General features: G+C 75.2%; 13 protein-coding genes. 9 read left to right on the forward strand and 4 right to left on the reverse strand.

What is annotated here, in order from left to right:
* Positions 1-128 precede the first annotated feature (128 nt).
* The 5 genes from D5H75_RS19105 to D5H75_RS44175 all read left to right on the forward strand — a co-directional run bounded on the left by D5H75_RS19105 (position 129) and on the right by D5H75_RS44175 (position 2,863).
* Entirely contained in the window at positions 129-878 is a 750-nt protein-coding gene (locus D5H75_RS19105; protein ID WP_147425213.1) for a DsbA family protein, read from the forward strand.
* Positions 875-1,813, forward strand: coding sequence for a cytochrome c biogenesis CcdA family protein (locus tag D5H75_RS19110; RefSeq protein ID WP_119927826.1), 939 nt, complete (start codon positions 875-877; stop codon positions 1,811-1,813). The genes D5H75_RS19105 and D5H75_RS19110 overlap by 4 nt, the downstream gene beginning before the upstream one ends.
* A 197-nt stretch (positions 1,814-2,010) precedes the next feature.
* Positions 2,011-2,226: a DUF4236 domain-containing protein gene (locus D5H75_RS19115; RefSeq protein WP_119927827.1), complete on the forward strand. Its 216-nt coding sequence runs from the start codon at positions 2,011-2,013 to the stop codon at positions 2,224-2,226.
* 60 nt (positions 2,227-2,286) lie between these two features.
* A complete protein-coding gene (locus tag D5H75_RS19120; protein ID WP_119927828.1) occupies positions 2,287-2,478 on the forward strand; it encodes a DUF4236 domain-containing protein in 192 nt (63 codons plus the stop codon).
* A gap of 253 nt (positions 2,479-2,731) precedes the next feature.
* Positions 2,732-2,863, forward strand: coding sequence for a hypothetical protein (locus D5H75_RS44175; RefSeq protein ID WP_277949955.1), 132 nt, complete (start codon positions 2,732-2,734; stop codon positions 2,861-2,863).
* 152 nt (positions 2,864-3,015) lie between these two features.
* On the opposite strand, the gene D5H75_RS19125 is transcribed toward D5H75_RS44175, so the two are convergent.
* Positions 3,016-4,134, reverse strand: coding sequence for a glycosyltransferase family 4 protein (locus tag D5H75_RS19125; protein WP_202638299.1), 1,119 nt, complete (start codon positions 4,132-4,134; stop codon positions 3,016-3,018).
* A 221-nt stretch (positions 4,135-4,355) separates the two neighbouring features.
* Here D5H75_RS19125 and D5H75_RS19130 point away from each other — a divergent pair, with 221 nt between their 5' ends.
* On the forward strand, positions 4,356-4,943 hold the full coding sequence (locus D5H75_RS19130) for a DUF421 domain-containing protein (protein WP_119927830.1): 588 nt from the start codon (positions 4,356-4,358) through the stop codon (positions 4,941-4,943).
* Positions 4,944-5,037: 94 nt separating this feature from the next.
* Here the strand turns inward: D5H75_RS19130 and D5H75_RS19135 are convergent, their stop codons facing one another.
* Entirely contained in the window at positions 5,038-5,466 is a 429-nt protein-coding gene (locus D5H75_RS19135) for a protein-tyrosine phosphatase family protein (RefSeq protein ID WP_119927831.1), read from the reverse strand.
* Between the two features lie 199 nt (positions 5,467-5,665).
* Here D5H75_RS19135 and D5H75_RS19140 point away from each other — a divergent pair, with 199 nt between their 5' ends.
* Positions 5,666-6,424 (forward strand): HAD family hydrolase, encoded by a 759-nt coding sequence (locus D5H75_RS19140; RefSeq protein WP_119927832.1) that lies wholly within the window; start codon positions 5,666-5,668, stop codon positions 6,422-6,424.
* Positions 6,425-6,516: 92 nt separating this feature from the next.
* Here the strand turns inward: D5H75_RS19140 and D5H75_RS19145 are convergent, their stop codons facing one another.
* Positions 6,517-7,869, reverse strand: coding sequence for an SWIM zinc finger family protein (locus tag D5H75_RS19145; protein ID WP_119927833.1), 1,353 nt, complete (start codon positions 7,867-7,869; stop codon positions 6,517-6,519).
* A gap of 230 nt (positions 7,870-8,099) precedes the next feature.
* On the opposite strand from D5H75_RS19145, the gene D5H75_RS19150 reads away from it, so the two are divergent.
* A complete protein-coding gene (locus tag D5H75_RS19150; RefSeq protein WP_242454357.1) occupies positions 8,100-8,711 on the forward strand; it encodes a LysE family translocator in 612 nt (203 codons plus the stop codon).
* Between the two features lie 510 nt (positions 8,712-9,221).
* On the opposite strand, the gene D5H75_RS19155 is transcribed toward D5H75_RS19150, so the two are convergent.
* Complete coding sequence (locus tag D5H75_RS19155; RefSeq protein ID WP_119927835.1) at positions 9,222-10,079, reverse strand: SDR family oxidoreductase; 858 nt, start codon at positions 10,077-10,079, stop codon at positions 9,222-9,224.
* A gap of 70 nt (positions 10,080-10,149) precedes the next feature.
* On the opposite strand from D5H75_RS19155, the gene D5H75_RS19160 reads away from it, so the two are divergent.
* Complete coding sequence (locus D5H75_RS19160; RefSeq protein ID WP_242454358.1) at positions 10,150-10,902, forward strand: TetR/AcrR family transcriptional regulator; 753 nt, start codon at positions 10,150-10,152, stop codon at positions 10,900-10,902.
* The last annotated feature ends 237 nt before the right edge of the window (positions 10,903-11,139 follow it).

Here is an 11,139-nt window from a genome sequence, read left to right on the forward strand (position 1 = left end):
GACGGGCCCTGCCCACCGGCTCGTAACCCCCTCCCCCGGCCGGAGCACCGCGATCCCGATGCCATCGCCGTGCGGGAGGAGGGTGGGGAGGGGTTCGCGGGAGGGCTGGGGTGGGGGATGCTGAAGGGGTGCGAGGGATCGGGGGAGTCGTGGGCGCGGGGTCGCGGGGGCGGGTGTTGCTGGTCGCCGCGGGGGTGGCGGCGGTGCTGGCGGTGCTCGCGGTGGCGGCGCTGGGGGGTGGGTCCGGCGGCGGGCGAGTGGCCGGCGGGACATCGGCCGGCGCTTCCCGTACGGCGGCGCCCGAGGGGTCGCCTTCCGCCTCGCCTTCGGCGGTGCCCACCTGGGCGGGGCCGGCCATTCCGGGGCGGGAGGCGGCGCTGGCCCGGGGGCGGGCCGACGCGCCGGTGATGATCGTGGAGTTCGGGGACTTCACGTGCCCGAACTGCCGGCGGTTCGCGCGGGAGATCGAGCCGGAGCTGCGGCGGCGGTACGTCGACACCGGGATCGCGCAGTTCTACTGGCGCGACTATCCGGCGCTGGGCCGGGACTCGGAGCGCGCGGCGATCGCGGGGCGGGCGGCGGCGCGGCAGGGCCGGTTCTGGGAGTTCCACGACGCGATGTACGGCCTGCCGCGCGGGCGGGTCACCGAGGAGCGGCTGCGCGAGGCCGCCACCCGGGCTGGGCTCGACCTGGCCAGGTTCGCCGCGGACCGGAAGGACCCGGCGATCGAGGAGGCGGTGGGGAAGGACTTCACGTTCGCGACCCGCCTCGGCCTGCCCGGCACGCCCGCGTTCCTCATCGACGGGGAGCTGCTGTTCGGGGCGCAGCCGCTGGAGACGTTCACGGCGGCGATCGAGAAGGCGCGCGCGGGCCGGTGACCGGATACGCGGCCGCGTTCCTCGGCGGCCTGTTCTCGCTGCTCAGCCCGTGCGGGGCGCTGCTGCTCCCGGCGTTCTTCGCGTACGCCTTCCCGGGCGGCGGCGCGCTGCTCGGCCGCACCCTGCTGTTCTACCTGGGCCTGTGCGCCGTGGTGGTGCCGCTCGGGCTGGGCTCGGCGCTGGCCGCCCGGCTGTTCTACGGGCACCAGGACCTGCTGATCACCGTCGCCGGCGGGGCGCTGATCGCGCTCGGCCTCGTCCAGGTCGCCGGGTACGGCGGGGCCGCCGGGCCGCTGAACCGGCTGCGCGCGCGGGTCCGGGGCGACTCCGCGGGAGCCGTGCTGCTGCTCGGGGCGGTCTCGGGGCTGTCGGGGTTCTGCGCGGGACCGGTGCTCGGGGCGGTGCTCACGATCGCCGCCGCCTCGGGGAACGCGCTGCGCGGGGGCGCGCTGCTCGCGGTGTACGCGGCGGGGATGGCCGCGCCGCTGCTGGTCATGGCGCTGCTGTGGCGGCGGTTCGACCTCGGCCGCCGCGCCTGGCTGCGCGGCCGGGGCCTGCGGCTGGGGCCGCTGCGGGTGCACTCGACGTCGCTGCTGTCGGGGCTGACGTTCGCGGCGCTGGGTGCGGCGTTCCTGGTGACGGACGGCGGGCGCGGCCTGCTCCCGGCGATCCCGGAGTCCTGGGAGCACGGCCTCCAGGACGCCGCGACAGCCGTACAGCGCCACCTGCCCGACCCGCTCCTGCTCGGCCTGGCCGCGCTGACGCTGGCCGCGGTCACCGCCTGGCGGCTCCTGCGCCTCCGCCCGGCCGGACGTCCCGCCCGGCGCGCCGACGGCGTGAGCGGCGACCCGGCCGCCGACGGTACGGCGGAGCGCGGCCCGGCCTCGGCCAGGGCGGTGGGAGACGGAGCCGCGGAGGACGGAGCGCGCGGCTGACGGCCGCCGCCTGGGCGAGCGGGCCACCGTGGCCGGCGTGGCCGGCGTGGCCGCCGGGCAACTGTGGCCGGGCCCCGCCGGGGATCGGGATCCGGGCGGAGCCGGGCCTGTGGGGGCGGGGGCCGGGCGGCGTGGGGAACCGGGCGGCGCGGCCAGTCGTTTTCCCAGGCAGAGCTGCCCACGACGAAGGAGGGGGCATGGGCTGGCACTACCGGAAGACGTTGCGGGTGGGCCCGTTCCGGGTGAACCTGTCGCGGCACGGGGTCGGGCACAGTTTCGGCAACCGGCGGTTCCAGGTCACGACCACGCCCGACGGCCGCCGCCACGTGTCCGTCCGGCTGCCGGGCGGCTTCCACGTCGGCAAGACGTTCGGCGGCCACCGGCGCCCGTATGACCGCTGGCGACACTACTGATCCCTATAAACCCGCATAAAAAGGGTAAAGCCCGGTCGTGATATCCCAAGGAGGAATCCGATGGGCTTGAGTTACCGCAAATCCATCAAATTCGGCCCGTTCCGCCTGAACCTGTCCCGCCGAGGCGTCGGCCATAGCTGGGGCAACCGGGCCTTCCGCGTCACCCGCACGGCCGACGGCCGCCGCACGCTGTCCGTCAACCTGCCGGGCGGCTTCCACTGGCGCAAGACGCTCAGCGGCCGCCGCCGCTGACCGCGCGATCCGCGGCGGGCGGGCCCGGGCCTCCTCCGGCCCGGGCCCGTCCCGGCCGCCCAAGGCCCCCGCGGCGTCCCGGCCGGGCCGCCCCCGCCCCGCCGCGCGCCTCCTGACATAGACGGAAAACCGCCGCCCTGGCCGAGATCCCGGAGTCCGGGCGCGAGCGCCTGCGCCGCCTCGCCCGCCGCGAGAGGACCCGCGTGGACGACACCCGCCCCCCGACCCACGCGCGCATCCAGCGGTCACGCGGATGCCCCCCAGCGAGCCCCGCGTCTGGTCCGACAGCGCGGAGATCCTCGCCATCGAGACCGAACTCACCGCCCCCGCCGCCCGCGTGGCCCGGGCCATGGCCGACTCCGCCCGCGCCACCCTCTACGCGTGACCGCCCCAGCCTGAGCCGTCCGGCCACGGGAAGGGCCGGACGGCCGAGGCGAACCGCCAGGCACTCCCCCGCTGGGCGGCCCGCCTCGCGAGCCGGGACCCCGCCGTTCCCGGCCACCCGGGGGGGCGAACGGCCCGGCGGGGCGGGTGGGGTCAGGCGCGGCCGGTGCTGGTGTCGGGACGGTCGGGCTGGCCCGGGCGTCTGGCGGCGCGGCGGGCCCGGCGCGCCGGGGAGGGGCGGCGGGACGAGGCGGCGTGGCGGAGCAGGGCGGCGGTCTCCGCGGCCATCCGGCGGGCGTCGAACGCCTCCACGGCGCGGTCGCGGGCGCGCAGGCCCAGTTCGAGCCGGAGGCCGGGGTCGGAGCAGAGCCGGTGCAGCGCGGCGGCGAGCGCGGGCGGGTCGTCCGGCGGCACGACCAGCGCCGCCCGCCGTACCTCGGACACGGTGTCGCCGACGGGGGTGGTCACGCAGGGCAGGCCGTGGGCCATGGCCTCCAGCAGGGCCAGCGAGAGCGACTCGTGCCGCGACGGCAGGCAGAACACGTCCACGCCGCGCAGCAGCGCGGGCACGTCGCGGATGTGGCCGAAGAACGTGACGGGCAGGTAGCGGGCCTCGCGCGCGAGGTTCTCCGCCTCGCGCCCCGCCCCGGCGATCGCGACCCGGAACGGCGGGCCGGACCCGGCCATCATCCGGGCGACGGCCTCCAGCAGCACGTCGAAGCCCTTGCGCGGGGTGAGCCGCCCGACCGCGCCGATCACCACGGGGTGCTCGTCGCGGGTGGGCACGGGGCAGGGCGGCAGGTCCACGCCGCTGCGGACGCGCACGACGCGCTGGCCGGGCAGGAGCAGCCGGAGCTGGGCGGCGACCTCGACGGACGGCGCGGTCGCGAACGCGACGTCGCGGTAGGCCCCGGCCAGCGTCACCGGGAGCGCCCCCGTCATGTGGAGGGTCGCCACGGTGGGCGCGACCCGGGTCGCGGTCGCGAGCGCGGCGGTGTTGGACCCGGGATCGATCAGGTTGACGTGCACGACGTCGGGCGCGAGCGCGCGGAGCGTGTGCAGCAGTGCCGGGGCGGTCTCGCGGCCCCGGGTCAGGGGGACGGTGATCACCTCCGCGGCGCGGCCCACCGCGTCGCGCACGAGCGCGGCGACCGGCTCGCTCGCGACGATGGTGCGGCGGGCGTCCCCCGGCAGGTGGCGGGCCAGCAGGCCGGTGTGGGCCGCCGCGCCGCCGTAGGCGTCACTGTCGATCACGAACGCGACATGCCGCACGCGCGTCACCCCCTATGTACCCGCTACCCCCGCCCGGCCCGCTCACACCGCCGCCGCGCCGATCCACCCGCTTTGACGAGGCAAGACAGACCTGCGGTGAGATGTCACGGCGGGTACGGCGAAGCGGGGACGCTCCGGCGCGCGACCGGCGTACGGCGAAGCGGCGGGCGCTCCGGCGCGGCGCGCGGGACGGGGGCGCGCGGCGGGGTAGACCGGGGGGCATGTGGCACGACATGTTCGCCCTCGACGTCCCCACGCTGGAGAAGGTCCTGCGCACGGTGCTCGTCTACGGGGCGATCGTCATCCTGCTGCGGGTGGCGGGAAAGCGGGACCTGGCCGAGCTCAACACCCTGGACCTCGTGGTGATGCTGCTGCTGTCCAACGTCGTGCAGAACGCGGTCATCGGCGACGACGACTCGCTCGTCGGCGGGGTGCTGGGCGCGGCGGTGCTGATCGGGGCGAACAGCCTGATCGTGCGGGCCGGCCTCGTCGTCTCCCAGCGGTACCCCCGTCTCAACCGGTGGCTCGAGGGCACCTCGACCGCGCTGATCAAGAACGGGCGGGTGGACAGGAAGGCCCTGCTGCGGCTGGGCCTGCGCCACGGGGACGTGGTGGCCGCCGCCCACCGCCAGGGCGCGGACAGCGTGAACGAGGTCCGCGAGATGCTCATCTCCCCCGGCGGCACCATCCTCGTCCGGCTCAAGCCCGAGGAGGAGAGCGCCAACCGCGGCGACGTGGCCGACCTCCGCCGGCGCCTCATGGAGATCCAGTCCCGCCTCGACACCCTGGCCGCCCGCCTCCCCGGCTGACCGGTGGGCGAGCAGACCCGGCCGCCGGCCGTACGAGCAGCGGGCCCGGCCGCCGGCCGTACGAGCGGGCCCCGGGCCGTACGTGATCGCGGGGTCAGGAGAAGCGGAGGACGAGGCGGCGCTGCCAGGGGGTCTCGACGGCCCGGGGGGCGTAGTGCTCCCGGACGTAGGCGACCGCCCGCTCGCGGGGCACCCCGTCGAGCACGGCGAGGCAGGCCAGGGCGGTGCCGGTGCGGCCGACCCCGCCGCCGCACGCCACCTCGACCCGCTCGCCGGCGGAGCGCCGCCACGCCTCCCGCATCACCTCGGCGAACTCGTCGCGGTCGGAGGGCAGCCAGAAGTCCGGCCACCGCACCCACCGCGCCTCCCACGGGACGGCCTCCGGCCGCTTCCCCAGCAGATACGCCGCGAACTCCGGCTCCGGCCCCGCGGGGCGCGGCCGCCGCAGCCCGCGCCCCCGGACCAGCCGCCCCGAGGGCAGCCGCAGCACCCCGGCGGACTCCGGATCCCACGTGTCGATCATGCTCCGACCGTAGTCCGCCCGATCCCGGCCCGCGCGGCGCTTCGCGCGGGGCGAACCCCGCCCCGCCCCCACCACTTCGCGGCGGTATGCCCCGTTACGCGTCACCGGCGATGCAACGCCGTACGGCGGGGCACTGGAAAGTGGCGGGCCGACGCGGTGTGATGGCGGGTACGCGGCCCGCACGGCCAAGGGAGGCGCCATGCGCGAGCACATCGACCTGACCCGGATCCACGCGGTGATATTCGACACCGACGGCGTCGTCACGGACTCGGCCCGGGTGCACGCCGCCGCCTGGAAGCGGGTGTTCGACGAGTTCCTGCGCGGGCTCGACCGCCCCTTCGTCCCCTTCGACATCCGCGAGGACTACCTGCGCCACGTGGACGGCCGCGAGCGCCACGACGGGGTGCGGGAGTTCCTCCGCTCGCGCGGCATCGACCTGCCCGAGGGCTCCCCCGACGACCCGCCGGGCAGCCCCACGGTGCACGGCCTCGGCGCCGCCAAGGACGGCTACTTCCTCCAGCAGGTCCGCCGGTACGGCGTGGCGGCGTTCCCCCAGACCATCCGCCTGGTCTGCGAACTCCGCCACCGGGGCGCCCGGACCGGCGTGGTCTCCGCCAGCCGCCACTGCGCGGAGATCCTGTCCTGCGCCGGGGTGGCGCACCTGTTCGACACCCGCGTGGACGGCGTGGAGGCCGCCCGCCTCCGCCTCCCCGGCAAGCCCGACCCCGCCCTGTTCCTGGAGGCGGCCCGCCGCCTGGCGGTGCCCCCGGACCACGCCGCGATCGTCGAGGACGCCGCCCCCGGCGTGGAGGCCGGCAGCCGGGGCGGATTCGCCCTGGTCATCGGCATCGCCCCGGAGGAGACCGCCGAGGCCCTCCGGGCCCGCGGCGCCCACATCGTGGTGCCCACCCTGGACGACCTCCCGGTGACCGGCCGCACCCCCGTCCACGCCCCGTGACCCCCGCCCGCGGCGCCCGGCCGTACGGCGACCGCGCGGTGACGCCGCCCGCCGCGACCTGGCCGTGACGCGCCGGTGAGGCGGGGCGCCCGTCACGCCGGGGCGTCGGCCGGGGTGGCCGGGTCGGCGTCCGGGACCTCCCTGCGGGACGCGATCCTCGCGGCGAGGACGTGCTTGCACGGGCCCCTGGAGCCCCGGTGGTCCCACCACCAGGGGCAGGTGCACGTGCCCGCGGTGATCGTGACGTGCTTGAGGTCGCCGCCGGAGCGGACGTCGGCGGTGTCGTCCCCGGTGAGGGTGACCGCGCCGGACTCCACCAGGGCCCGGGCCGAGGTGAGGCGGGGGTTCAGGGACCGGACGCCCTCGCGGGAGTACGGCAGCTCGCGGTGGAAGTGGGCGGCCTCGGACAGGTCGTATCCGACCCGGCCGGCCACGCCGAGCTGGGTCAGGGCGGCGCGGACGCGGGGCAGCGGGAGACCCGACCGGTCGGCGAGGAGGCCGAGCTCCACCGACGGCTCGAAGTTGAGGAGCGCGCCCACCAGGTCGGCGTCGTCGGCGGCCTCGTCGGTGGACAGGTCGTCGAGCACGGCGCCCTCGCCGGAGAAGCCGCGCCAGGTCTCCGGGGAGAGCGCGAGGGTGTAGCGCATGCCGGGCAGCTCCAGCTCCCACGCGCTGCACTGGGAGCCGTCCGCCGGGCCGTACACCTTCAGCCCCTTGGCGAAGCGCAGCAGCGGGAGCATGGTGGCCAGCCGGGCGGGGTTCGCGACGCAGACGCCGGGCGGGCCCGAGGTCAGGCGCAGGTCGCGGCCGGCCGGGGTGACCCACAGGGTGCCCCGGCGGGGCAGGGAGCGCAGGAACCGCACGGCCTGCGGGGCGGCCAGCTCGGCGCGCAGGTCGAACCTCGCGGCGATCACCTGAACCTCGGCGAAGCCGCGCAGCCAGCGCTCGGGCAGCGGCACCTTCTTCTCCACGACCGCGCCGTCCGTCGTGGTCACGGTCAGCTCGTCGGGGCCGACCCCGAGGTGCAGCGAGTCCCGGCCGCCCACCCGCGCCAGCGCCTCGCGCAGCGGGTTGTTGACGTCCACGTTGGTGGTGCCGCGCTCGAACACCTCGCCGTCGAGGGCCCCGCCGAGCACGTCGAGCCGGGAGTACACCCCGCCGCAGGCCGAGAACGACTCGAACCGCAGCCGGTCCCCGTCGCACGTGACCACCGGGTCGCGCGACCAGCCGGACGCCCGGGGCTGGTGGTAGCGGGCCAGCGCCACGTCGGCCACGGCCAGCAGACCGGCCGCGGCGGCGGCGGGCCTGGTCACGACCCCGCTGAAGAAGCGGGGGTGGGCCAGGAAGCCCTTGGTGGTCGTGCCACCGGAGGTGGAGAGGCCGAGGTGGCCTTCGGACAACATGGAGGGTCCGGCGTAGGAGTACGCCTGCGTCGCGCTCGTCACACCGGGGACGTTAAAGACGACCACCGACAGATTCGGCCGCCCCCGCCGGACCGGGGGCGCGTGGCCCCGCCCCGGTGGTGTCCGCGGGCGTTCGCCGAGCGCCCGCCCACGGGTCGCACCCCGGCCGGACGCGCCTGGGCGCGGCGGGCCGGGCGGATATTCGGTGGCGGCTCGCGGAGGGGCGTCATTAGCGTTCGCGCATGGTTTCTCCGGAGCGTTTTCTGGCATTCGTGACCGCGGCCACCGTGATCATCCTGATTCCCGGGCCCAGCGTGTTGTTCGTCGTGGGACGGGCCCTGGCCCATGGGAGGCGGGTGGCCCTGCTGTCCGTCGTGGGCAACACGCTGGGGCTCGTGGCGATCGCGGCGGCGGTGGCGCTCGGCGTCGGGTCCGTCGTCGAGCGGTCCCTCGTGGCGTTCACCGTGCTCAAGTTCGCCGGGGCGGCGTACCTCGTCTACCTCGGCGTCCGCGCCTTCATGGCCCGGGGGAAGGCGGGGCTGGACGCGCTGGCGGCGGTCGCGGGGAGCGCCGGAGGGTGGCGGGCGCTGCGGGACGGGTTCGTGGTGGGCGTGACCAACCCCAAGACGCTGCTGTTCTTCGCGGCCGTGCTGCCCCAGTTCGTGGAGCGCGGGAGCGGGCACGTGCCGGCGCAGATGCTGGTGCTCGGGCTGGTCTTCGGCGTGATCGCGCTGCTCTGCGACTCCGCCTGGGGAGTGGCGGCGAGCGGGGCGCGCACCTGGCTCGGGCGCTCGCCCCGCCGCATGGCGATGCTGGGCGGCGCCGGCGGCCTGGCGATGATCGGCCTCGGCGTCACCGTCGCCTTCACCGGCCGCAGGGAGTGAATTCTTCTCTTCTCCATCTCTTCTTTCAGATCATTCGCTTCTCATCCACCCAGCCTCGCGGTCTCAGGGGCTGGGTGTTTCCTTTCCCGGCCGACTCCGCCCCCGATCTCGGTCCCGAGGTCACGGCGAGAGCGGGTGGTCCGGCGACTACCGCATCGGCACCCTTGCGGCCGACGTCGTCGCCGCGTCCGATCACCTCGGCTTCGCCCGGGTCCAACCCGCGCGTTCATCCGGGCGACGGTTCTTCTGCCCAGCCACGCTCCGGCGACGACGGCCGGGGTGAGGGCCAGACCGAGTCGGAGCCCCTGGAAGGACAGCAGGCTACCCGCACCGTAAGCGACGATCTTGGTGGTCAAGAAGTCCGGGAGGAGCAGCCATGCCGGACGGGGCAGGGCGCCGTCATGGCCGCGCTTCGTCCGGATGTCGGCCGACCGGCCCCGGCCGCCACGTCCGCGTGGCTGGGATGGACGGGACGGCCGCTCTGGTCGGCCTGAACCGCGCCCGGTTCTCTCAGCGGAAGTCCTCGACATGATCCCGCGCCCACTGCGCGAACGTCCGCGGCGGCCTGCCCGTCACGGCCTGCGCGGTGGGCAACGGGCCCAGGACACTCGGATCGAAGTCCTTGACCTCGGCCGGATCGGCCGGATTGCCATCGTAATCGGTGAACCCCAGCAGGAAGTCCGCGGCCTCGGCGGCGAATCCTCCGATCTTCAGGTAGATCTCGCGCGCCTGAGCGGGAGTGACCTCCTCGAACCTGACCTGTTCGCCGAGCGCGTCGGCGATGGCTTGGACCTGGTCGCGCAGGCTGATCAACTCCGGACCGTTGATGTCGTACGCCTTGCCGTGATGCCCCTCCTCCAGCAGGGCTTTCAGCGCCACGTCGGCGACGTCCCGCTCGTGCACCGGAAACCAGGCCGCGTCCGGATTGGCGTCCCTCACCAGCCGCTCGGCCCGGATCGACGGCCCCCACAGCGCGAGCTTGTTGGCCGCGAACTCGCCCGGCCGAAGGTGTGTCCACTCCAGGCCGGATTCCTGGACCGCCCGTTCGACCGGCGGATGGAATGTCGTGTCGAAACCGCCGGTCACCGCCCCCGATGAGAGCACGACGATCCGCTGAACACCCGCCCGCTTGGCACGTTCGGCGATCTCCTTGGCCGTGGACGGCTCCGGGAAGAGGAACATCCGGTCCACGCCGTCCAACGGCACGGTCTCCGGCTTGGTGAGATCTCCCTGCACGACCTCCGCGGCGGGCAGTCGGGCCCGCCCCGGGTCCCTGGTCAGCGCCCGCACCTGAACCCCGGCCTCGACCAGGCCTGCCGTCAGTGGCCGCCCCACGTTCCCGGTCGCCCCGGTCACCAGCACTCGCATGCGCGTCCTCCATTTCCGTACGTCCTACGGATAAGCAATACCGTACGATATACGGGAAACGGGAGGCTTGATGGAACGCAGCGGCGACGGAGATCCTCGGCAGACCTTGCGCCTGCTCTGGCCTTCCCCGCAGGCCCGCTCGGGCCGCGGCCGGCCACCCAAGGTCTCCCTGGACAAGATCGTCGCCGCCGCGATGGCCCTGGCGGACCGGGACGGACTCGCCGCCATGACCATGGACCGGCTCGCCGCCTCCCTCGGCGTCGGCACGATGACGCTGTACACCCACGTGCCCGGCAAGGCCGAACTGGTCGACCTGATGGTGGACTCCGCCTGGCGGGAACTCGACCTGACCCGATCCGGCTCGTGGCGCGACCAGATCGAGCACTACGCGAAACAGAACATGGCCCTGCACGAACGCCACCCATGGCTACGTAACGTGTCGACCGTGCGGCCACCCCTCGGCCCCGGACTGCTCGCCAGGTCCGACTTCCTGCTGGCCGCTCTGTCCACGCTCGGGCTGTCCGCCGCCGAGACGTCCGCGGCGAGCGACTCCATCGTCACCTTCGTCGACGCCGCCGCGGCCACCCTCGCCGAACACACCCATGCTGGACGGGTCAGCGGCCAGTCCGACGAAGACTGGTGGGCCGCCCGCCAGGTGTTCTGGGAAACCATCTTCGACCCCGCGCGATACCCGGCGATCGAACAGGCCTGGCATGACGGCGGCTTCAACCGCAGCCCGGCGGAGGCGGCGGCGAACGCCTTCGACCTCGGCCTGCGCGCCCTGCTCGACGGAATCGCCGCGATGGCCCAGCGGGTTCGATGATCGACCAGGTGGTCCGCGCAGGACCTCGTGGGGTTACCTCCCGAACAAGCGGGGCCCGGCGCCCTCGGCTGGGCAGGCCTGTTCGCGTCCCTCACCGCTGGGTTCTGCTCCATCGTCGCTGAGCCCCCTCGAAGCCGCCCCTTCCGACGCCGTGAATCCTCGCCGGTCGCCGCCGCGGGGGCGCTTCGCCGACGTCGGAGTGGGGGTGTAGCGGCTGTGACGCGGTGCGTAGGCGGG

The sequence above is a fragment of the Bailinhaonella thermotolerans genome (genome assembly GCF_003594875.1).
GTDB lineage: Bacteria > Actinomycetota > Actinomycetes > Streptosporangiales > Streptosporangiaceae > Bailinhaonella > Bailinhaonella thermotolerans.